The organism is Agrobacterium sp. 5Ca50 (genome assembly GCF_055381905.1).
Map to the genome: position 1 here is coordinate 1,228,263 of NZ_AP026438.1, position 22,005 is coordinate 1,250,267.

Annotated in this window: 17 protein-coding genes; 10 read left to right on the forward strand and 7 right to left on the reverse strand. The window is 56.8% G+C overall.

What is annotated here, in order from left to right; translation table 11 throughout:
• The first annotated feature begins 22 nt into the window (after window positions 1-22).
• On the forward strand, window positions 23-571 hold the full coding sequence (locus ACZ5FM_RS05850; RefSeq protein ID WP_250983226.1) for an ABC-type transport auxiliary lipoprotein family protein: 549 nt from the start codon (window positions 23-25) through the stop codon (window positions 569-571).
• Window positions 572-597: 26 nt separating this feature from the next.
• Here ACZ5FM_RS05850 and ACZ5FM_RS05855 read toward each other — a convergent pair whose 3' ends face one another.
• A complete protein-coding gene (locus ACZ5FM_RS05855) occupies window positions 598-969 on the reverse strand; it encodes an Hpt domain-containing protein (protein WP_250982645.1) in 372 nt (123 codons plus the stop codon).
• A 468-nt stretch (window positions 970-1,437) separates the two neighbouring features.
• On the opposite strand from ACZ5FM_RS05855, the gene ACZ5FM_RS05860 reads away from it, so the two are divergent.
• Window positions 1,438-7,920, forward strand: coding sequence for an apolipoprotein A-IV repeat region-like domain-containing protein (locus ACZ5FM_RS05860; protein WP_464039959.1), 6,483 nt, complete (start codon window positions 1,438-1,440; stop codon window positions 7,918-7,920).
• 191 nt (window positions 7,921-8,111) lie between these two features.
• The gene (locus tag ACZ5FM_RS05865) at window positions 8,112-8,432 is read left to right on the forward strand and encodes a 2Fe-2S iron-sulfur cluster-binding protein (protein WP_192487755.1); all 321 of its coding nucleotides are present in this window, start codon (window positions 8,112-8,114) and stop codon (window positions 8,430-8,432) included.
• A gap of 837 nt (window positions 8,433-9,269) precedes the next feature.
• Here ACZ5FM_RS05865 and ACZ5FM_RS05870 read toward each other — a convergent pair.
• Window positions 9,270-9,890, reverse strand: coding sequence for a DUF922 domain-containing Zn-dependent protease (locus tag ACZ5FM_RS05870; protein WP_441296634.1), 621 nt, complete (start codon window positions 9,888-9,890; stop codon window positions 9,270-9,272).
• A gap of 104 nt (window positions 9,891-9,994) precedes the next feature.
• Here ACZ5FM_RS05870 and folP point away from each other — a divergent pair, with 104 nt between their 5' ends.
• Genes folP through folK form a run of 3 tightly spaced genes read left to right on the forward strand, consistent with a single transcriptional unit; the run spans window position 9,995 to window position 11,731 of the window.
• The gene (gene folP / locus ACZ5FM_RS05875) at window positions 9,995-10,861 is read left to right on the forward strand and encodes a dihydropteroate synthase (protein ID WP_464040427.1); all 867 of its coding nucleotides are present in this window, start codon (window positions 9,995-9,997) and stop codon (window positions 10,859-10,861) included.
• On the forward strand, window positions 10,858-11,223 hold the full coding sequence (gene folB / locus ACZ5FM_RS05880; RefSeq protein WP_464039960.1) for a dihydroneopterin aldolase: 366 nt from the start codon (window positions 10,858-10,860) through the stop codon (window positions 11,221-11,223). Before folP ends, folB begins: the two co-directional genes overlap by 4 nt.
• Window positions 11,216-11,731, forward strand: coding sequence for a 2-amino-4-hydroxy-6-hydroxymethyldihydropteridine diphosphokinase (folK, locus tag ACZ5FM_RS05885; RefSeq protein WP_464039961.1), 516 nt, complete (start codon window positions 11,216-11,218; stop codon window positions 11,729-11,731). Before folB ends, folK begins: the two co-directional genes overlap by 8 nt.
• Window positions 11,732-11,755: 24 nt before the next feature.
• Here folK and ACZ5FM_RS05890 read toward each other — a convergent pair whose 3' ends face one another.
• The 4 genes from ACZ5FM_RS05890 to ACZ5FM_RS05905 all read right to left on the reverse strand — a co-directional run bounded on the left by ACZ5FM_RS05890 (window position 11,756) and on the right by ACZ5FM_RS05905 (window position 15,635).
• On the reverse strand, window positions 11,756-12,310 hold the full coding sequence (locus ACZ5FM_RS05890) for a hypothetical protein (protein WP_464039962.1): 555 nt from the start codon (window positions 12,308-12,310) through the stop codon (window positions 11,756-11,758).
• A 167-nt stretch (window positions 12,311-12,477) separates the two neighbouring features.
• On the reverse strand, window positions 12,478-13,539 hold the full coding sequence (locus ACZ5FM_RS05895; protein WP_464039963.1) for a YcjF family protein: 1,062 nt from the start codon (window positions 13,537-13,539) through the stop codon (window positions 12,478-12,480).
• Complete coding sequence (locus ACZ5FM_RS05900; protein WP_464039964.1) at window positions 13,536-14,999, reverse strand: YcjX family GTP-binding protein; 1,464 nt, start codon at window positions 14,997-14,999, stop codon at window positions 13,536-13,538. Before ACZ5FM_RS05900 ends, ACZ5FM_RS05895 begins: the two co-directional genes overlap by 4 nt.
• A gap of 111 nt (window positions 15,000-15,110) precedes the next feature.
• A complete protein-coding gene (locus tag ACZ5FM_RS05905) occupies window positions 15,111-15,635 on the reverse strand; it encodes a SixA phosphatase family protein (protein WP_246787659.1) in 525 nt (174 codons plus the stop codon).
• Window positions 15,636-15,880: 245 nt separating this feature from the next.
• On the opposite strand from ACZ5FM_RS05905, the gene dksA reads away from it, so the two are divergent.
• Entirely contained in the window at window positions 15,881-16,300 is a 420-nt protein-coding gene (gene dksA / locus ACZ5FM_RS05910; RefSeq protein ID WP_192487762.1) for an RNA polymerase-binding protein DksA, read from the forward strand.
• A 101-nt stretch (window positions 16,301-16,401) separates the two neighbouring features.
• Here the strand turns inward: dksA and ACZ5FM_RS05915 are convergent, their stop codons facing one another.
• Window positions 16,402-17,748, reverse strand: coding sequence for a flagellar biosynthetic protein FliO (locus ACZ5FM_RS05915; RefSeq protein WP_464040428.1), 1,347 nt, complete (start codon window positions 17,746-17,748; stop codon window positions 16,402-16,404).
• Window positions 17,749-18,068: 320 nt separating this feature from the next.
• On the opposite strand from ACZ5FM_RS05915, the gene cckA reads away from it, so the two are divergent.
• The 3 genes from cckA to clpS all read left to right on the forward strand — a co-directional run bounded on the left by cckA (window position 18,069) and on the right by clpS (window position 21,998).
• Window positions 18,069-20,675: a cell cycle histidine kinase CckA gene (gene cckA, locus ACZ5FM_RS05920; RefSeq protein WP_464039966.1), complete on the forward strand. Its 2,607-nt coding sequence runs from the start codon at window positions 18,069-18,071 to the stop codon at window positions 20,673-20,675.
• A gap of 69 nt (window positions 20,676-20,744) precedes the next feature.
• Window positions 20,745-21,464, forward strand: coding sequence for a helix-turn-helix transcriptional regulator (locus ACZ5FM_RS05925; RefSeq protein ID WP_464039967.1), 720 nt, complete (start codon window positions 20,745-20,747; stop codon window positions 21,462-21,464).
• 177 nt (window positions 21,465-21,641) lie between these two features.
• Entirely contained in the window at window positions 21,642-21,998 is a 357-nt protein-coding gene (gene clpS / locus ACZ5FM_RS05930; RefSeq protein ID WP_250982636.1) for an ATP-dependent Clp protease adapter ClpS, read from the forward strand.
• The last annotated feature ends 7 nt before the right edge of the window (window positions 21,999-22,005 follow it).

Here is a 22,005-nt window from a genome sequence, read left to right on the forward strand (position 1 = left end):
ACTGGCATTTCCCTTTGTTCTTATGTCGTTGAGCGCTTGCGGCACTGCTGCCAAGAACGATACATTCGACCTTTCCGCGTCATCTTTGGCATCGACCGAAGGCCGTTCGCTAAAGAACCGCCAGATTCTGGTGCCGGAGCCAACCGCGCTGAAAACGCTCGACAGCGAAAATATCGTTGTTCGCCTGTCCTCATCTGAGGTTCAGTATCTGGCAAGCTCGCAGTGGAGCGATCGCCTGCCAAAGCTGGTGCAGTCCAAGCTGGTTGAAGCCTTTGAAAACACCGGCAAGCTGGGTGGCGTTGGCCGTCCGGGGCAGGGCCTGGCCATCGACTATCAGGTCGTGACCGATATCCGTTCGTTTGAAATCGATACCAAGGGCGGCAATGTCGCGGTGGTGGAAATTTCGGTCAAGATTCTCAATGACCGTAACGGCACCATCAAGGCGCAGGAGTCGTTCAGGGCTGAAACGCGGTCTTCCGGCACCACAAATGCTGCCTTCGTAAAATCACTGGATGGCGCATTTGCCGCCGTATCGCGCCAGATTGTTGACTGGACGCTGAAGTCTCTCTGATAAAACGATCAGGCTCTGTCTCTCGGTTAAGAGCGGCAGAGCTTGAGAATGAAGTTTTCCGCTTCAATGACCGAGCTTGTCACCTGCGCAAACAGATTGCTGTCAGCAGGATTACTTTCCAGATCCCTCGCCGCAGTCGATACACGAAATGCACCGACCGCATCCGCCGAACCTTTCAGGCGGTGGGCCAGTGCGACGATCTTGGCATGATCGGCGTCAGCCAGTTCATGCAGGATGACACGCGTGTTGCGGGCAAAAAGCTGGAGGATTTCGATTTCGAGATCTTTGTCACCCATGGTCTGTTTTGCCAGGTGGGCGAGGTCGACGGGTTTGGAATTGGCCGCAAAACTGGATGAAAAATTATCCGGCATACTAAATGCCATACTTGCCGCTGCCATGATGGGTTTCCCATTTTGTTATATTCTGTGCCGGATTTACGCACATGACAGTGTGGTATCTTCCTAAAATGCGGCACAAAGCGGGCTGATTTTTTTAGATATGGTTAATTTATGTTAAATCGATATGAAACAAGAGCTTGCTGATTAAGATGTGATTTAAAAACTGTTAACAAGGGCGGTCATTCCCTGATGGCGGCAAATGCGTTAATTGTTTCAAGGGCGTAAATGTGCCACTACGATACTGCTATGGTGCGTGCGCTCAGGCCGGAACTTTATGAAATGACACAATGATGTTATTTTCGTTCCGTGAATGAGGGGTGCGCCATAGGGGGTGCATAGTAATGAGCGGGACATATTCTACCGTGTAAGGGTAGGGTTTCCTGTAGGCATGATGCCTCGGACGGTCTTAGGCGGCTGACTGATCGAGGTTATATCTGGCCGGGCGTATTAGTAACGAGGCGTAACCGCATGGCGAATAACAAGTTCAGTGACTCGATCGACGAGACTGCTTTTCAGGCGCTGGAGGATGCCCTCCAGAGTGGCAAATCTGAAGCAGATGCACAGCCTCGGAGACGATCGACGCCAAAGTCCTCGGAGGCTAAAGTGCCCGACACGTCCAGAAAGCCGGTAGCAGACCCTGCGCCGCGTACTGCCGCTGAACAGAACAGAGCATCGGGGCTTGAAGCCGCCAATGACGGTTCCAAGCGCAATCCGGTTGCTCTTTTGAAGTCGCTGGAAAGCACATCCATCACATCTGCCATCCGCAACGCTACAATCCTCTCGATTGTCTGGGCGCTGTGCGGCCTGGCACTCGGTCAGGCCATCTACGGCAACCTGATCTGGGAAGCCGGCTCATTGGCCGAACTGTTTGCCATTCCGGGCATCATGGCCGTGTTTGTCGGCATTGTTGTTCCTGTCATTCTTTTCTACGCCTTTGCCATCATGATGGCGCGTGCCCGCGACCTGCGTAACGCGGCCCGTTCGATGGCAGAAGTTGCCCTTCGTCTGGCAGAGCCGGAAACCGTTGCCGCTGATCGCATCATGTCGGTAGGGCAGGCGGTTCGCCGTGAAGTCTCCGCCATGAATGAGGGCATCGAGCGCACCATTGCCCGTGCGACAGAGCTGGAAACGCTCGTTCATTCCGAAGTGAATGCACTTGAGCGCAGCTATGCCGACAATGAACTGCGTGTTCGCAGCCTGGTGAGCGAATTGTCGTCGGAGCGTGACGCTATCGTCAACCACGCCGAGCGCATCCGTGCATCGATCATCGGTGCGCAGGACGAGATCAAGGAAGAACTGTCGCTGGCTGGCGAAGAGCTGTCTATCCGTCTGGCAACAACCGGTGAAGCCTTTGCTTCGATGATCGACACCCGTTCGGCTGCTCTGCTTGAGAAGTCGCGTGTGACGACCGAAGCCATGGGCAGCCTGATTGCCGCCAAGACCGACAATCTGCTCAAGGCGCTGCACACATCCGGCACCAGCCTTGCCAATGAATTCGACATGCGCCTGCACAACCTCACCTCGACCATGTCGGACCGGGGCGGTGTGTTGCTGGAGCAGTTTGCGACGCAGGCTTCGACACTGGATGCCGGCGCTGAAAAGCTCAATTCCGCAATTGAAGAGCGCACACGTCTTCTCAATGAAGTGCTGACATCGCGCACCAAGGAATTGTCCGATAATCTCAACCGTGGCGAAGAGGCGATTGCCGGTTCGCTGGATACCGTTCTCAACAAGCTGGGTGAAACCCTTGACGAGCGCGGCCTGTCGTTCCGCAAGAGCCTGCAGTCCACGGCTGACGACGCAATCATGGATCTCGATCTGCGTTCGGGTCTGTTTGAAGAGCGCCTTCAGGCAACGGTTGGTCAGGTCAACTCGGCCTTTGACGAGCGCGTTGCAGAATTTGCCAGCGCGTTTGATCGTCGCGCCGGTTCGCTCGACAGCAAGCTTATGGAAAGCCTTGCCCGGATCAATGAAGCTGTTGCCGGCGGTTCCGATGCCATCGACGGTATCTTGAGCTCCAGCATTGATCGTCTCGGCTCTGCCCTGACAGACCAGTCCTTCGCTCTGGCGACGGCACTCGGCACCGGTCAGGAAATGCTCGAAAACGCTCTTGATGAGCGTAGCCGCGAACTGACCAATGCCGTTGCATCGCGCACCCAGGAAATCACCACGGCGCTTGGCGATACGCATGAACGTATCGACAGCATCATGGCAGAGCGCAGCGGTGCATTGTTCAATGCCCTGTCTGCCAGCCAGAACCGTTTTGACGAAACGCTTGCACACCGCTCCGAATCCATCACCAACTCGCTGTCTGGCGCTCCAGAGCGCATGGCTGAAATTCTCGATGCCAAGGCCGCAGAAATTACCAATGCTGTTGCCGATATCGAACAGCGTCTTGCTGCTGCTCTCGAAGGTCGCTCCACAGCCATTGCCGAGACACTGGAAGAGAAGGCCAACTACATCACCAGCGCAGTTGCCGGTGTTGAAGAGCGCCTGTCCAACACGCTGGATGATGCTTCCATGGCGATTTCGCTGTCGCTGGAAAGCCGCACCTCGTTCCTCGCGGATACCGTGTCTGATGCCCAGCAGCGCATTGCCTCGACACTGGATGGTGCTTCGTCTTCGATGACCAACGCTCTGGAAAGCCGCACGGCCTACCTGACCGAAGCGGTTGCCGACGCCGAACAGCGCCTGTCCAACAAGCTGGACGACGCATCCATGTCGATGCAGCTGTCGCTGGAAAACCGTACATCCTTCCTGGCCGACACCGTCTCGGATGCCGAACAGCGCCTTGCCTCGACACTGGATAGCGCCTCGACTTCGATCACCAGTGCGCTGGAAAGCCGCACGGCTCACCTCACGGATGCCGTCACGGATGTTGAACAGCGTCTGGCCAGCACGCTTGAGGGTGCATCGTCTTCGATCACCAACACGCTGGAAAGCCGCGCGGCTTACCTGACCGACGCCGTTTCGGATGTCGAACAGCGTCTGGCCAACAAGCTTGATGACGCCTCCATGTCGATCGCCATGTCGCTGGAAACCCGCACATCGATCTTTGCAGAGACGGTATCTGACGCTGAACAGCGCATTGCCAGCACGCTGGATGGCGCGTCGTCGTCGATTTCCACGGCGCTGGATAACAAGACGACCTACCTCGAAAACGCGGTTGCCGGTGTCGAACACCGCCTGACGTCGTCGCTCGAGCAGACGTCTTCGGCAATCCTCGGTTCTCTGGAAGAGCGCGCCGCTGTCATCTCCGGTTCGGTCATCAACGTCGAGCAGCGTCTTGCCGACACGCTCGAGGGATCTTCGGCCAATATTTCCGGCATGCTGTCCGGCAAGGTCAACGAGATCAGCAATGTTGTCACCGGCATTGAACATCGCCTGGTCAACACGCTCGACGACAAGTCGGCTGTTATTGCTGAAACACTCGGCCGTAACGCTGCTCATATCGAAAACACCGTCGGTTCTGCGGCCCACCTCATCGACAGCAAGGTCAGCGATGCTGCCTACCTGATCGAAAACAGCGTGACGGGTGCAGCCAACCGTATCGAAAACGCCATCGACGGCGGCACCGACAAGTTTGCCGGCACGCTGGAAACTGGTGTCTCGCGTCTCGAGCACAGCCTCACCGCGTCGCACGAGCAGATCAAGAACACCTTCGAGAAGCGTCACGCCGATATCGAGCAGACTTTGACCTCTGCCGGCGACAAGCTGAACGAGATGTTGTCCGATCAGGCCGTATCCATCGGCACCAGCGTTGCGTCGAGCACCGGCATGCTGGAAATGTCTCTGGAAGGTCAGCAGGAAGCCCTGCAGCGCGTTATCGCCTCCAGCAGCGCCGATCTTGAAGCAAGACTGCGCAACGGCATTGGTGAAATCGCTGGCAAGATCAGCGATGCGGCAGGGGACATCAGCACTGCTGCAGACAGCCTGTCTTCGCGCATCGACCAGTCGGTCAGCGGCGTTGCTGGCCAGCTCGGTGAAACCGAAGCCCGTCTTGGCCAGTCGCTTGACGGCTTCCAGCACCGCATCAAGACAGACCTGCACAATGTCAGCGCAACGATTGATGAGGCCAATGCCCGCATCTCCGAGACGCTCGGCACACGGTCGCAGGAATTCGTCAGCGCCGGCAGCGAAGTTGCCGATCGCATTTCGTCGACCATCGACGAGCGCCTTGGCACCATGGACCGCGCGCTGAACATCGGTCTTGAAAACGTCAACCGCACCATCGGAGAAAAGGCCACAGGCCTTGCCATGACACTGCGTGAAGCCGTGACTTCGGCCACCCAGAGCATGGACGGTGAAGCACTGCGGTCTGCTGAACTTTTGGCCAGAACCGGCAGCGAGTTTGCCTCGACCCTGCGTGACACGGTTTCCACCACCACCCAGAACATGGATGGCGAAGCCCAGCGCTCGGCAGAACTGCTGGCCAGAACCGGTAGCGAGTTTGCCTCGACCCTGCGTGACACGGTCTCGACCGCCACCCAGGACATCGGTGGCGAAGCCCAGCGCTCGGCAGAACTTCTGGCCAGAACCGGTAGCGAGTTTGCCTCGACCCTGCGTGACACGGTCTCTGCCGCCACGCAGAACATCGACGGCGAAGCGCAGCGCTCGGCAGAACTTCTGGCCAGAACCGGTAGCGAGTTTGCCTCGACCCTGCGTGACACGGTCTCTGCCGCCACGCAGAACATCGACGGCGAAGCGCAGCGCTCGGCAGAACTGCTGGCCAGAACCAGCAGCGACTTTGCCCAGCAGGTGCAGGCTCGTAATGCTGAGTTCACACAGGCCATCGAAAACCGGTCTGGCGATATCATCAACCGTATTTCGGATGCGCAGAACCGCTTGTCCTCGCAGGCTGCTGCCGTTGCCCAGACCTTCTCCGAAGCTGGCAATGTCATCGTCAACAAGGTTGCCGAAGCAGAAACCGTGGTCCGTTCGCAGGCCGACACCATTGCCCAGAGCCTGTCGCAGGTTGAGGCAGCACTTGGTGCCCGTGGCGACTCCATCCGCACGACGCTGGATGAGCGCACCCGCGAACTGAACTCGATGCTGGCCAGCCGTTCGGCAGAACTGTCGCGCCTGATCGAAGAAAAGGCCCGTCCGGTCGTCGACCAATATGCCAATATCGGTCAGGAAGCTGCCCACCGCATCGCAACGGCTGCCCGTGAGGGTGTTGAAACCCTGTCGGCCACCAATGCAGAAATCGTCAACCGCGTTGAACAGACGGTTGGTGATCTCAATGCTGCGGTCAGCAAGGCCTCGGTAGACTTCAACGCAGCCGACCAGTCGCTCGGTCAGACGGCAAACCGTTTTGCCGAAACCGCCTCGCAGGCTGCCGACATGGTATCCAGCTCCAGCCGTCTGCTAGAAGGAAAGATCGACCGTCTGTCGAACATTTCCGGCCAGACACTGTCGCAGGTTGCCGGTATCGTTGGCCGCTTCGAAGAGCACTCCAAGATGCTGTCGCAGGCATCCGATCTGCTTGGCGCGGCCCAGTCCAGCCTGGTTGGCACACTGGAAGAGCGTCAGGATACCCTGCGCAGCCTGGCCGTAAGTCTGGTCAAGCGCTCCGAAGACATTGAAGCCACCATGCGCAACGTTGTTTCTTCCGTTGAGGGAACAATGGGCCATGCGGAAGAACGTGCAGCCAATGTTGCCGGTACGCTGAAAGAAAACCTGTCGTCTTCGTTCTCTGAAGTTGGCAAGGCTCTGGATGAGACCGAACAGCGTGCCCAGTCTGCCGCTGCCAATATGCGCAACGCTCTGATCTCTGCCGGTCAGGAAGCAAACCGTTCCATCGAAACGACACTTGCGGACGCTCGCAAGTATTCGGACGAACTGGCCGACCGTGTTCGCACAGGCGTCCAGTCCTCACTGGCCGACGTCGACAGCATCCTTGGCAGCGCTACGGAGAAGTCCACGGCTGCTGCTGCAAACGTCCGTGAAACGCTGCGTCTGGCAGTCGAAGAGGCGGTAACCCGCTTCTCCGGCGCAACCGACGAAATTCGTCGCTCCAGCCAGGACATTCGCAAGGAACTGGATTCGACCCGTGCAGAACTGAAGCGTGGTGCTTTCGATCTGCCGGAAGAAGCCAAGGAAAGCGCGGCCGCCATGCGTCGCGCCGTGGCAGAACAGATCAAGGCGCTGCAGGACATTTCGCAGCTGGTAGGCCGCTCGGCCACCCAGATGGAAATCTCCCACGCACGCCCTGCAGCCCCGCAGCCGGCTCCACAGGCACCACAGCAGGCCGCCCCACAGGTTGAGCGTCGTGTTGCAGAACCTGCACCACAGCCAGCTGTCGCGGCTCCTGTAGCGCGTGCACCTCAGCCACAGACCCCGGCGCAGGTGCTGGGCACCTCTGCTGGCCTGCGTGGCAGCCTGCCATTGGAAACCGCAAAGCCGCAGGTCCAGACAACCACCATCTCTGACCAGGCCGTACAGCGTGGTGAGGGCAGTGGCTGGATCAGCGATCTGCTGCGTGGTGCATCACGTGACCCGAATGCGCAGCAGGCAACCGCTGCTGTCCGTCAGCCGGCAACACGTCCGGCTGCTGAAACAGCACCAAGCCAGGCATCGCGCAACACCGACAACCGCAATCCGCGTCACATGGTGGAATCGCTCAATTCCCTGTCTGTCGATATTGCCCGTGCAATTGACCACGATGCATCGGTAGACCTGTGGCGCCGTTACCAGCGCGGTGAGCGCGACGTGTTCACCAGACGCCTCTACACGCTGAAGGGTCAGCAGACCTTTGATGAAATCAAGCGCAAGTATGAGCGTGAATCGGAGTTCAGAACTGCGGTTGACCGTTACATCGCTGACTTCGAAAAGCTGCTGGCCGACGTTGCCAAAACAGACCGTGACCGCACTGTAACACAGTCCTACCTCACGTCTGACACCGGCAAGGTCTACACGATGCTGGCCCACGCCGCCGGTCGTTTCAATTGATCAGGCCAGAGCGTCCAACAGCACAGGATTTGAAAACCGCCCCATCCGGGGCGGTTTTTGTTTGTGCAGGGGGTAAAATCCTCAAGCCTTGGGCGTTCCAACGCAAAGGAATGCCCCATCGATGTTGCCATTTGGGTCTTGGCTTTCTATGTGTGGAACAAACGATAACCCGCAATTTCTGGATTTCTGACATGACAAAACTGACAATCGTTGCTTTCGACGGCGCGGCCATTGACCTTGATGTTGCAGACGGTTCCACCGTTATGGAAAATGCCGTGCGCAATTCTGTTCCTGGAATTGACGCCGAATGTGGCGGTGCCTGCGCCTGTGCTACCTGTCATGTCTATGTCGATGATGAATGGGCCGAACGTGTCGGCCCGCCAGAAGCGATGGAAGAGGACATGCTGGACTTTGCATTCGACGTGCGTCCAACCTCGCGTCTGTCCTGTCAGATCAAGATGAGCGCCGAACTGGATGGCCTCATCGTACACGTGCCTGAGCGTCAGGGCTGATATTGCCAGCTGCCGGCACCCGTTACAGGCACCATCTGCCAACAGACGCACCGGTCATTTTCCGAATTCGGTTTCGGCCAAAAAAAGCCTCGCTCTCCGCATGAAGAGCGAGGCCAGGCGGGCATGCCGCCACGAGGCGAGGGAGGATGACACCTGTGGTTCTATGGACACGCCAGGGAACTCAAACGCTGCTAACAACTTGGAAATTTGCCGAACGGATGGGTATCGCATAACCACATGTTGGCGCGACCCTAATCCATTGAAATCTGAAGTCTTTCCCACTCCGTATTTAAGTTTTTTATAATTAAAAACACTGATTCGCCACGCCAAGAAATCAATCATAAAAGCGTGGGATCAACCTTAGGTGAGCAGGGTTGGCCGGGCGGCCTTGACGGCCATCGCCGGGCCAAATCACGAGAAAACATCACGTAACGGAAGTTTGTTGCCGAACGCACATTGATGCAGCCGCGCGGTGCCAGCGGTTAGTTGGGCTGTCAAAGCGCCAAGGGAGGCGTCATAAGCAATGTTTTGGCATGGCAGGGCCAAACCTCGCCAGCGTCATCCTCGCCCTTGAGGCGGGGATCCAGGCCATTTGCACATGCGCTGCGCGTTCGGATGTTCGGGAATGTGTGAGGTCGAACAATGGACGAAAGTGTCCTCCACAAACGATCCTCATGCCTTGTGCTTGCTGTGGGCAGCCAGCGGAGCGCGTCTGCGCGACAAAAGAGTCTGTTCGGCCAAAGGTCTTGGGCTGACTGGACAGGGCACAGGTATTAGGGATGGATGAGGCGCGGCCCGCGGAAAAACAGCCCAACCGTTCAAGGGCAAACCGTCGCTTTAGTTCTCACGTGCCTTGAGACGGTGGCTGAGCAGGCGCATCATGCGTGCATCGAAGTTCTTGCTTTCGATACGGTCAAAACGCTGCTGGTCGCTGTCATGTTCGGCCATGACCTTCTGCGTTGTGTCAGCCACTTGCGCTTGCAGTGCTTCACAGGTCTTTTGCGGGCGAAGACCTTTCAATCTTTTTTCCAGTATCCGGCCATAGCTGCGCGAAATCTCGGCGTGGCGTTCTTCATGCCGTTTGATATCGGCCGACAGCGTGTCCCAGATCAGCGCCAGATCGGCGCTGGTGCGTGCACGGTTTTTCCAGCGCGGCAGCAATATCTTGGTGTGCAGGGTGACCTTCACTTCGCCGATATTGCAGCGGCCGTCTTTTTCCACATAGGTCAGCTCACCGCCGAATTTGATTTCGGTGGCGCCGGGATGTCTGGCACCGGTGGATTGTGTCAGTGGGCCGCGATTGGACAGTTCACGGTCGAGATCTGCCGCAGTTTTGCCCCCGATCTGGAAGTAGGAGATCGATTTCTGAAACTGGGTTTCCGCCTGTGTTGAATGCGTGAATGCAAACAGAAAAGCAGATGCGGCAACTGCACGCATGAGACCGGGTATAAAATTCATGTGCCAGACTGCCGGTTGAACTCGTGAAACGATTGCTGCATAGGCGGAGGTGATACAATACAAATTGGCGTGACTCTTTGTAATATCGAAAGGTCCTGACTGTGGTGATAACAGCCAACAACAAGGTGTGGCAAGCCGCTCATGGCCGAAGCCTGAAACTGGATAGGCGTGGCCGTATTATGGCCATCGTCAATGCTACGCCGGATTCCTTCTCCGATGGTGGCCAATTCAACACAGTGGATGCCGCCTTCAGTCATGCCATGACCTGCCTGTCGCAGGGGGCCGACATCATCGATATCGGTGGCGAATCCACCCGTCCGGATGCCAGTGTCGTCGGTGCTGCAGAAGAGCAGGACAGGGTGCTGCCGCTGATTGAAAAGCTGGCACAAGAAACCGATGCACTGCTGTCCATCGATACTTACCGGGCTGAAACGGCTCGCCTTGCCGTTGCGGCCGGTGCCCATATCATCAATGATGTCTGGGGGCTGCAGAAGGATCCTGATATGGCCTCAGTGGTCGCGGAGACCGGCGCCGGTGTCTGCATCATGCACACAGGACGTGAGCGCCAGAAGCTGGCTGACGTGATTGATGACCAGATTCATTTTCTGAAACAATCGCTACAATCCGCTGAAAAGGCAGGCATAAACCGCGATGCCATCGTGCTGGACCCCGGTTTTGGTTTTGCCAAGAACACGCAGAAGAATATGGCGCTGATGGCAAGGTTTGGTGAGTTGCATGCTCTCGGTCTGCCGATTCTGGCCGGCACATCGCGCAAACGTTTTATTGGCGCTGTCACCGGGCGGGAGGTCGCCAGCGACCGCGACGCCGGTACCGCCGCCACCACCGCCTTGCTGCGCATGGCAGGCGCCGTGGTGTTTCGCGTTCACAATGTTGCCGTCAACCGTGACGCGCTGGCGATGGCAGATGCAATGCTTGCTGTGCGCAAGGTCCAATCAGGAGAAGAAGAATGAGCCGCTACACAATCCTTTTGAAAAATTGCTCCTTCTTTGCGCGCCATGGTGTGCTTGATCAGGAAGAGGCGCTGGGTCAGCGGTTCTTCGTCGATGCGGAAATGGAGGTCGAGGCTGGCGATGCGCTGGAGACCGACAATATCGACAACACCGTCGATTATGGCGTGGCCTTTGCCGTCATCGAAAAGATCGTCATTGGCAGGCGCCGTTATCTCATCGAGGCGCTGGCCAATGATATCGCGTCTGCGCTACGCCAGCGTTACCCGCAGATCGTGCGCGTCAACATCACGGTGCGCAAACCGTCAGCGCCGGTTCCCGGCATTCTCGACTATGCGCAGGTTAGTGTAGAACAACATGCCTGACATGGAATGGACCATTGCAGCCCTTGGGCTAGGCGGCAATATCGGTGACCCGCAAGCCAGTATGGCACAGGCGCTGAAACTGATTGACGAGGACGCCGATTGTGGTGTGCTGGCCGTGTCGAAACTTTATCGCACACCGCCATGGGGCAAAACCGATCAGGCCGATTTTTACAATTGTTGTGCGCTAGTCAAAACACGCTTGCAGCCGCTGGCGCTTCTTGATCGTTGTCTTGAGATAGAGCGCGGCATGAAACGTGTGCGTATTGAGCGCTGGGGGCCGCGCACCATCGATATCGATGTGTTGACCTATGGCGATGTGACGCTGCAATCGGAGCGGATTGAAATTCCACATCCACGCATGACCGAGCGCGCCTTCGTTATGGTGCCGCTTGCCGATATTGCCGCTGGTATGGTGATAAAGGGCAGAGCCGTGTCGCAGTGGCTGTCCGGTCATAGTGCTGAGGGCATTGTCGAGGCAAATAAAAACCCGCTCTGGTGGCGGGTTTAAAGGGGTCGTCAGAATTGGTTCGGCTTATTTCTTGATAGAGCCGACAGCAATCTGGTCAATGTCGCGTGCCAGTGTCAGGCCGATAACTGGAACCATCTGGTCTGCTACCTTCACCGAAATGGTGATGTTCATGGAATTGCCGTTCTGTACGCGGGCAACCATGGCACCGTTCAACTTGGAGCGGTTGATGCCAACCACAACCTTGTCGCCGGAAACCTGACCGGACACAATGTCCAGACCCTTGCCTTCAGCGCCGTCAAGGAACTTGCCGGTGTAGCCATTGCCGCTGCGGGTAATGGTGGCCGACATAGGCTGCTTGAACACGCCAACGCGGCAGGTGCCGCCCAGCTTGATACCGGTTTCCTTGCCGTCAGCAGGTTCGCCCACCAAGTCACAGGTAAATTTGGTGCCTTTGTATTTGCCGGCAACAATCTCGCCCGGACCCTTCCAGGAGCCGGCAACGGACGAGAAGAAAACGTCGTCAGCGGAGGCTGCATTGGCAGCGCTCGGCGTCATTGAAAATGCAAACGGCACAACAGCGGCAAATCCGCACACGACCGAAAAGAAGCGCGAATACATGATACTTTCCTTGGCGAAAATGCCTCGATTTGATGGGGCTAATGTATTGCGGGAATGGTTAATGTTTGGTTTATTTCGGGTGAGGAATTGACAGGTTGGTAAGTTTTGAAGCGCCTTTTAGCGCCTTCAACCCTGTGTAGGCAGGGGTGTAATTTACACCTTCTGCTTCAGGACTGACCCTTCAGATCAGGCCGCAAATCCGAGATGAAATCGCTGATGCCGGGCCGTTTCAGGGCGCGGAATGGCAGCGGGCGACACAAATCCATGGCGGCAATACCGATGCGGGCGGTCATCAGCCCGTTGATCATGCCTTCACCGAGCCGGGCCGAGAGTTTGGAGGCCAGACCATGGCCCAGAACCTGTTGCGCCAGCCCGTCACCGACAGCAATTGAGCCGGTGACAGCCAGATGGGCAATGACATCCCGCAGCAGGCGCATCATGCCAATCGAGCCGGGGCGGCCGCCATAAAGCTCGGCCATGGAACGGACAAGCCGCACCACTTCAAACAACACATAGGCCAAGTCGACAATGGCGCGCGGGCTGACGGCGGTAACGATCGACACGCGCTTGGAGGCGTTGAGAATAAGCGCACGCGCCTGCCGGTCGATGGGTGTCAGCAATTCGCGCTCGGCAAAATCCAGCAGATGCGGACCGTCGATAATATCGTCCTGCGTTGCCTTCAGCGCAGCGCGGCCCTTGGCTGTTTCGGCGCGGTGCGACAGGATGTTTTCGAGTTTGGCAACAACGGCTTTCGCAGCGGTTGCCTTGCGCTCCAGCGCGGCCTGTTCAGCCTCGACTTTGAGCGATTGCACGGCGTTAAGCCGCCATATGCCTGCCACCTCGCGCGCCACGATCACCAGCAGTGCCAGGACGGCAATCGCCACGGCGGTTATGGCGGTGTAACCCAACCAGTCGGCGCGGGTGAACAAATCACGGATCAGCTGGTCGGCCCACAGGCCAAGCGCCAGCGACAACAGGAAACCGAACGCGCCGATTGCCAGCTTGCCGAAGGAAAACCGGTGCGGGCGCGGTTCGGCAACCGGCGGCGCAAGGCCCGCATCCACGCCACCCAGAAACGGATCGTCCTCGTCAGGTGTTATGGCAACTTCGCCGGCAAAGGCCTGCGGCAGACGACGCACTGGCGGCGGCTGCTGTTTTTCCGTGTCGAGAGAAAATGCCTCGGGGCGTCGTTTGCCTGGTGTCGGGCCATCATTGTTGGAATTGGTCATGCGAGCCTGTCTCCGAAAAGGAACTGCATGGCACGGTCAAGCCGGATATGGGGTACCGAGAGCTTGATGCCACCGCTAGTTTCTTCGATTTGCGGCGGCCGGAACCGCACAAAATTGATGTCGGGCATGCCGTCGCTATTGTCGGCGGCAAATAGCGGTTCGGGATTTTCCGGCAGGTCACCGGGAAAGATTGCCGTGGCGCGGTTGCCGTCGAATATTTCGCCATTGATGCTTTCACCTGACATCGGCGTGCCGACGATCACCGGCAGGGTGTGGCCATCCTGCTTGACCGATGCCTCACGCGTTGCGCGCACCGAGGCCAGCGCCATCACGTCAATGCCGGCACCGCTCATGCCAATGCGGGTAATGGCGCGGTCCACCAGTCGGCGCGTCAGGCTTTCCAGCCGGTCATGGCTTTCATGGTGCAGATGGTCGGCCTTGGTGGCAGCCACCAGAACCTTGTCGATGCGCCGCCCCAGAAGCGACGACAGCAGCGTATTGGTGCCGGGACGGAAGCAGGCCAGCACGTCGCCCAGCGCCCGTTCCAGGTCGTGCAACGCTTCCTGACCACGATTGACGGCCTGTAGCGCATCAATCAGCACGATCTGGCGGTCAAGGCGGGCAAAGTGTTCACGGAAGAACGGTTTCACCACGATGTTTTTATAAGCGTCGTAACGCCGCTCCATCATGGCGCGCAGTGAGCCCTTGGGGGCTTTTTCATCTGTCAGGCCCGGCAGCGGCGCAAAAGTCAGGGCAGGTGATCCCTCAAGATCGCCTGGCATCAGGAAACGGCCCGGTGGCAGGGTAGATAGCGACCGCTCATCGGATTTGCAGGCGCGCAGATAGCCGCTGAAATGTTCTGCCAGTTTCTTGGCTGTCATTTCATCGGCCGGTGCATTGACGTCGAGAGTGGCGGCATACTCCAGCCAGTCACGGGCCAGCTCTGCCCGCACGCCGGTTCCGGCCAATTCGACAGTCTCATTGCTGAACGTGTTGTAGTCGCGTTCTAGCAACGGCAGGTCCAGCAGCCATTCGCCGGGATAGTCGATAATGTCGATCGACAACTGGCCGGGCGACAACCAGCGACCCCAGCCGCTGGCGCTCTGGTAATCAATTGTAATGCGAAGCTCGGAAATGGCGCGGGTCGAATCAGGCCAGCTGCGGTCGCGCACCAGCGCCTGGATGTGGTCTTCGTACTGAAAGCGTGGAATGGCGTCGTCAGGCTGTGGTTCCAGCCGGATGGAGGACACACGGCCTGATCGCACCGGTTCAAACAGCGGCAGGCGGCCGCCATTCAGCAGATTATGCACCAGCGAGGAGATAAAAACCGTCTTGCCGGCACGCGAAAGGCCGGTCACGCCGAGCCGCAATGTGGGATGCGTCAAGGAACTTGCCCGGTCATAAAGATTGTCAAATGCGATCAGCGCGCCGTCTGTTATCGATGAAAGCGATGGGGGCAAGAGCAATTATCCCATTAAAATTAGAAATTTCTCCACAAATATAAGAAGGATTGGTGCTTAAAAAAGTGGCTGGAAAACAGAAATATACCGGGCCGACGGCGGCCGCGGCTTTTATGGCGCAATAAAATCTACAACTTTCCACTTCAGCGGCGATGCCTCGTCGCTGGCATCACAACTGAGCACGGCAAGGCCGGCGGTGGGGAAACCTGACGGTAAATGGCTGTGGAAATCATCTTCCCCGACCAGTGATTCCAGGAGGTCGGCAATAGTTGGATTATGGCCGATCAACATCACCGATTGACTTTCGCTTTGTGAGGAAATCAGGTCGAGATACGTTTGTTCGCTGGCATTATACATTTCATCAATGAAGGTAATCTCCGGCTCACCTGGCAGCGAACGGCGGATCGCATCGCTTGTCTGGCGGCAGCGTACAGCCGTTGAGCACAGGATGACCTGCGGGCGATAACCCTTGTCAGCCGCCTTGTCCGCAACGATTTCCGCTTCCGCATAACCTCTGTCATCAAGCGTTCTGTCGAAATCTCCCTGACCCGGATTTGCCATGCCGGAATGAGCGTGACGAAGCAGATAGACACGGTTGAGGGAAGTAGAGTGCAGCGCCATCTGTTGAGATTCCATTCTGTAAAATTCCGGTTTTTGAAGAATAGACTGCTTTGCCTCAAGTGTCCTCAAGGAATACGCGAATGCAATCAGTGTTTTGACGCTGGCTATTCACGGATTGTAAAAGGGATTAAAAAATGGACATTTAGCTGATTTTTGTGACAACTTTAAAAATGCCTTAAAACCTCTCAGAAGGCTTGAATCACCATAGGTCCTTGGAGTATACACCGCCGCATAAGAGATGTTCTTCGAGGAGAATCGCGTTGAGTGAGAAGATCGATCTTAGTGACTATGTGCTCTCTGAGAATGATGAGTTCATGAATGCCAATCAGCGCGCGTACTTTCGTGCGAAACTGATTGGTTGGAAAAATGACATCCTTCGCGAAGCAAAAGAGACCCTTGGTCATCTCGCGGAAGAAAGTGCAAACCATCCTGACATTGCTGATCGCGCCTCTTCGGAAACAGACCGCGCCATCGAACTGAGAGCAAGAGACAGGCAGCGCAAGCTTATTTCCAAAATCGATGCTGCCTTGCAGCGTATTGACGAGGGAACCTACGGTTACTGTGAAGAAACCGGTGAGCCTATTGGCTTGAAACGGCTTGATGCCCGCCCAATCGCAACGCTTTCAATCGAAGCTCAGGAACGCCATGAACGTCGCGAGAAAGTTTATCGCGACGAGTGATCTCAAACGGTGAAAGCCGGATGAGTTTCAACTGACCAATAAAAAAGGCGCGTTTTACGCGCCTTTTTTCATGTCTGCTGGTGGCCGATTGTGGCCCGTTATTACCGATCGCGTGTCACGGACATTTCGCCGAAGATGCGCGCCATTTCCTTCTGGATCTCGTTTTCGGTCGAGGCGCCGGAAATTGGCGGGGCAGAAGGATCACGGCGTGGTTGCTGCTGTGTGCTGGCAACCTGCGCAAAACCTTGCTCGGCAGCAGGAGCGCTCTTGGCGATTTCCGCCTCCAGGAACGTTTCAAAGTCGCTGCTTAGAGCCTCGTTCGACAAAGTTGGCTCGGGGGCAGGTGCGACTGGCTTGATGGGCGGTTCAACAGTTTCGCGGTTTGGCAGAACCCGATTGCGGGCCGATTCCAGTATATCGCCGGCATTGATCTCATCGAGCGTATAGGGCGACGTCTGCAGGATCGGTGGAGGCTCGACCGCTGTTGTGACAGCTGCTGGCTTGATCGGCGGCACGACATCGGGTGGTGTTGCAACGGCGGCAGCCACGGGGGCTGCGGCAACCACCACTGGCGGTCTGTCGATGACCGACGGTGCAATAGGGCCAGCAACCGGTGGAGCAGCCGGAGATGGCGCAGCTTGGTTGGCAGACTGGGTAATTGGCGACTGGACTGCAGATACGGGCGGCGCGCTGGCAGGCGCAACAACGGGTGGCTCCTGGCGGAATGGGCGTGGCGCCTCGGACGCAGGTTCAACCGATGGTGCCGGTCTTGCGACGGATGGTTCCCTGGTCACGGATGGCGTTGCTACTGTCGGAGCAACAGCAGGGGCGGCCGGCGTGATGATCGGCGGCACCACAGGTGGTGGTGTGATGACAGGTGCAGGCGCTGAAGCCGGTGCAGAGGAAACGACCGGTGGCGGCGTGATCACGGGTGCCGGAGCCGGAGTAGGCGCAGGCGGCACGACCGGTGCGGACACAGGGGCAGGGGTCACGATTGGCGCGGCCTTGACCGGCTGCTCATGGGTCACTTCACGGGTCTGCGAAATCGTGCGCGGGGTCTCGCGCTTCTCAACCTGCTCTTGCCGCTCATCATCATAAGGTGAGCTGGACAGAAGGTTGTTACGCTGATCGACCGGCGTCAGAACCGGAATGGCGCCAATGCCGCTTTCAATGACGATATCGGTCGGGCCACCAATCATCACAAGATGTTCGACATTGTCCCGGCGTACCAGAACCAGCCGGCGGCGCGCATCGACAGCTGCCGCATCCAGCACCTGCAAGCGTGGCTGGCGATTTCTGCCACCACGAATGAAGGGGGAAGAGCCGCCGCGCCGCTTTATCAGCCACAGGACGATAGCAAGACCGATTAATGCAACGCCAACACCGACGACAGCAATAATGAGATTGTTTCCGTACGAGCCGAGGGCCTCGTTCACCATATCCATGATAGTTGCGTCTTTCTAAAATTCGAAAGCGGACAAATCCTTATAAACGGATGTTACATTATCCGCTAAGTTGCTCAAAAAGACGATTTTTTTAAGTCGCTGACAAGATTTTATCGCTGTTGTCCCGGATTATATCTAACCTGCGGAGCAAATCATTCCGTATACACGCACTAATCTGTGGTGATTTCCTTCAATTTCTTGATGGTTTGATGGTGGTTATGTCGCAGCATAGCTTTTGGCTGGCTGGTTAACTTGCTACAAGGGCAAGAGGTGGGCGATTCCGTGTGTTTCACGGAAATGAGCTGCAAGAATACGAGGTTGAGATGACACGGGTGGGCCAGGCCAGCGAAAATGACGACCTGCCATTGATGGACAGGCAAGCCCGTTCAGGAACGGTTGTACGAATACTTTTCCTGGCGGTCATTCTGGTGGCCGCCGCGGTGGCCTTCGTCTATTTCAAGGATTCTCTCGAAAACGAGATCGTGCTCGGCATTCTTGGCGTGCTCGCCATGGTCGGCATATTTTTCCTGGTGTCGTCGATCATCGGTTTTATCGAGGTCATGCCGCAGTCGCGGTCCGACGTGCTGGCAAGACGCTTCCTGGCAAGCCACCCCGATGGCATTATCGTCACCGATCCCAAGGGCCGCATCGTTTATGCCAACAGCGCCTATTGCCAGATGACCGGCGCGGTCAAGGCCATGGATATCCAGAGCCTTGAGACGCTGCTGTCGCGCAATCGCGAATCGACCGAAGCACTGTACCGGCTGATCAACAAACTGCGCGAAGGTCAGAGCGGCCACGAAGAATTCCGGCTGCTGAAATCGATCGGTGATGGCACGACCTCATCCGGCCCGCATTGGTACCGCCTGAAAGCCCGTCTGTTGATCGAAGCCAGTGGCGATGCGTTGCACGTGTTCCAGATCATCGACATCACCGCCGAGCGTGAAGATCAGGAAAGATTTTTCCGCGAGCTGCAAAATGCCATCGATTATCTCGACCACGCACCATCAGGTTTCTTCTCGGCCGGTAAAAAGGGTGAGATTATCTACCTCAACGCCACGCTGGCCGAATGGCTGGGTATCGACCTTGCCCAGTTTGCGCCGGGTTCAATGACCGTGTCCGATATTGTGGCGGGCGAGGGCATGGCTTTGCTGCAATCGGTCAAGCCGTCGGCTGGCCAGTCACGCACCGAAACGGTTGATCTGGACATGCGCAAGGCCAATGGCCAGAGCGTGCCGGTTCGCCTCGTTCACAAGGTTGCCGCTGCCCGCGATGGTTCTATCGGCGAAAGCCGCACCATCGTGCTGATGCGCACCAATGTCGAAAGCGATGATCGTTCGGCCTCAGCCATGCGCTTCACCCGCTTTTTCAACAATACGCCAATGGCTATTGCCTCGCTGGACGGGCAGGGCCGCATTCTGCGCACCAATGCGCCGTTCCTCAAACTATTCTCGTCGGTGGTCAGTCGTGATGATGTTGACCGCGGCATTCCGTTCGAGAAGGTCATCCACGACAATGAAAAGGGTCATCTGGCGCATGCGCTGGAAGCAGCCCGTGACCGCCAGGGCGATATTGCACCCTTTGATTCCCGCCATCCGGGCGAAGAGGGCCGCCATTTCCGCTATTACGTGAATGCGGTTATCGACCAGAATGAGGAGGCGCCTGAAGAGGTCGCCATCGTTTATGCCATCGAAGTGACTGAGCAAAAAGCGCTCGAAACCCAGATGGCACAGACCCAGAAGATGAACGCAGTCGGTACGCTGGCCGGTGGCATCGCGCACGACTTCAACAACGTGCTGACCGCCATCCTGCTGTCGTCTGACCATCTTTTGTTGCAGGCGCGTCCAGCCGACGCCTCCTTTGCCGACCTGATGGAAATCAAGCGCAACGCCAACCGTGCAGCCGTGCTGGTGCGCCAGTTGCTGGCTTTCTCGCGCAAGCAGACCATGCGTCCAGCCGTGTTGAACATGACCGATGTCGTCGGTGACCTGCGCATGTTGGTCGACCGGCTGATTTCCGGCACCAATGTCAAGCTGGAGGTCGACTACGGCCGTGACCTGTGGTCGGTCAAAACCGACCTGTCGCAGTTCGAACAGGTGCTGATCAACCTGTGCGTCAATGCGCGTGATGCCATGCCAAGCGGCGGTACCATTCGCATCAAGACGCGCAATGTCAGCACTGAAGATGCTGCCGCGCTGAACCGGCCAGACATTCCAATCGAAGAACTGGTGATGATTGAAGTGTCCGATACCGGCACCGGTATTGCGCCTGAAATCATGGACAAGATTTTCGAGCCGTTTTTCACCACCAAGGATGTTGGCAAGGGTACCGGTCTTGGCCTGTCGATGGTCTATGGCATCGTCAAACAATCCGGCGGTTACATCTACCCCGAATCGGAAGTGGGCAAGGGCACGGCATTCCGCATCTTCCTGCCACGCCACATCGTCGAGGTTGTTGCCGTTGATCCTGAAGTCGCCGCTGCCGCTGGCGATAAAAAACTACTCGGCGCAGCACCAGCCGCAGCCGCCAAGAATGACGATGTTGACTTGACCGGCAAGTCTGCCGTCGTTCTTCTGGTGGAAGACGAAGAGGCGGTTCGCCGTGGTGGAAAGCGTATGCTGGAAACCCGTGGTTACACGGTGCACGAGGCCGGTTCGGGCATCGAGGCGCTGGATGTGATGGAAGAGCTGGAAGGCAAGGTTGATATCGTCGTCTCCGACGTTGTCATGCCGGAAATGGATGGCCCGTCGCTGCTGCGTGAACTGCGCAAGAACTATCCAGACATGAAGTTCATCTTTGTGTCCGGTTACGCAGAAGACGCCTTTGCCAAGAACCTGCCTGAGGATGCCAAGTTCGGCTTCCTGCCCAAACCGTTCTCCTTGAAACAGCTGGCCGTTGCGGTTCGTGAAATGCTTGATAATGAAGGGTGATCTCCTTCTTCTCTCTCTTGGCGTCCAGACAAGGCCGGGCGCATTCACGGCGACAGGCCGCGTGATGTCTTGACGATAGGCAGCACTGACTGGGCAGATATCGTACTGAGAACCAACCGGGTATCGTCAGTTGAACAGGCCGCGAAGGTGCTTTCCGACGTACAGTGGCTGTTCGGTTTCCGCGCCTATTATGTGTTCGACCGACCGAAGGCGAGCGGCTTGGGCTTTGAAGAATCGCACCGCTTTTCCAATTTGACGGATCTGTTTCTGTCACGGTTGAAGGCAACCGTGCCTGACTTCGAAGACAAGATCTTCATCGATTCCCTGTCGCGGCTCATGCCTGTGCCGTGGTTTATGGAGGAATACAGCAAGCGCGCCATGTTGAGCGATGCGGCCGTTAAGCTGTTTACGGAATCACGGCTGACAATGGGCGTGAATTTTCCAGGCTTTGGCTTATGGGACAAGATTCGTATCGTCGGCTTTGCTGGCGCTCGAAAAAGGCCGGAACGTGACGAGCTTGATCAACTTAATTTGTTGATGATCCAGATGCATGAACGCCTGTCTTTGGTGTTCAGGCCGCAGGACAACACTGAAACCACGATGACATCTCTGGAAAAGCAGGTGCTTCATGCAGTCTCTGAAGGAAATCGTGTGGCGCATGTGGCCGGAAATCTTGGTCTTTCCACACGCACAGTTCAATATCTGATGAATTCCATTTGCCGAAAGCTGGATGCTTCTTCGGTAGAACATGCCGTTGCCAGTGCCTTGCGGCAGGGGCTTATCTACTGAAATACCGAACTTTATGCCCTTTGCGATGGTGTTCGTAAAACTGCAAGTAAATTCATTTGATTTTACGGTTGCGTCAAAGGGGCTTAAAATCGCAATCTGAACACTTAAATAAGTGGGGAAGGGATTTGATTTCCGATATGATCTCCCCACCGGAATTGATTTGGAGAATGATGAAACATGATCGCTAAGCCGATCTACATGCAGGGTGAAGGTGACAATGATGGTGAAGGCGGTACCAACCGCGGAACATCGGTTATCACCCGCACTAAGCCCAAAACCAAAAAACCAAATCTCTACCGGGTTTTGCTTTTGAACGACGACTATACGCCAATGGAATTCGTGATCCATATTCTGGAGCGCTTTTTCCAGAAAGACCGCGAAGCGGCAACGCGTATCATGTTGCACGTCCATCAGCATGGGGTCGGTGAATGTGGTGTCTTTACATATGAAGTCGCCGAGACGAAAGTAAGTCAGGTCATGGATTTCGCCCGACAGCATCAGCATCCGCTGCAATGCGTCATGGAAAAGAAATGAGGATCGC

Bases quoted from the DNA above. Each gene is read 5' to 3' on its own strand.
- ACZ5FM_RS05850 (WP_250983226.1), top strand. From the start codon at position 23: ATGTCGTTGAGCGCTTGCGGCACTGCTGCCAAGAACGATACATTCGAC.
- ACZ5FM_RS05855 (WP_250982645.1), bottom strand. From the start codon at position 969: ATGGCAGCGGCAAGTATGGCATTTAGTATGCCGGATAATTTTTCATCC.
- ACZ5FM_RS05860 (WP_464039959.1), top strand. From the start codon at position 1,438: ATGGCGAATAACAAGTTCAGTGACTCGATCGACGAGACTGCTTTTCAG.
- ACZ5FM_RS05865 (WP_192487755.1), top strand. From the start codon at position 8,112: ATGACAAAACTGACAATCGTTGCTTTCGACGGCGCGGCCATTGACCTT.
- ACZ5FM_RS05870 (WP_441296634.1), bottom strand. From the start codon at position 9,890: ATGAATTTTATACCCGGTCTCATGCGTGCAGTTGCCGCATCTGCTTTT.
- folB (WP_464039960.1), top strand. From the start codon at position 10,858: ATGAGCCGCTACACAATCCTTTTGAAAAATTGCTCCTTCTTTGCGCGC.
- folK (WP_464039961.1), top strand. From the start codon at position 11,216: ATGCCTGACATGGAATGGACCATTGCAGCCCTTGGGCTAGGCGGCAAT.
- ACZ5FM_RS05890 (WP_464039962.1), bottom strand. From the start codon at position 12,310: ATGTATTCGCGCTTCTTTTCGGTCGTGTGCGGATTTGCCGCTGTTGTG.
- ACZ5FM_RS05895 (WP_464039963.1), bottom strand. From the start codon at position 13,539: ATGACCAATTCCAACAATGATGGCCCGACACCAGGCAAACGACGCCCC.
- ACZ5FM_RS05905 (WP_246787659.1), bottom strand. From the start codon at position 15,635: ATGGAATCTCAACAGATGGCGCTGCACTCTACTTCCCTCAACCGTGTC.
- cckA (WP_464039966.1), top strand. From the start codon at position 18,069: ATGACACGGGTGGGCCAGGCCAGCGAAAATGACGACCTGCCATTGATG.
- clpS (WP_250982636.1), top strand. From the start codon at position 21,642: ATGATCGCTAAGCCGATCTACATGCAGGGTGAAGGTGACAATGATGGT.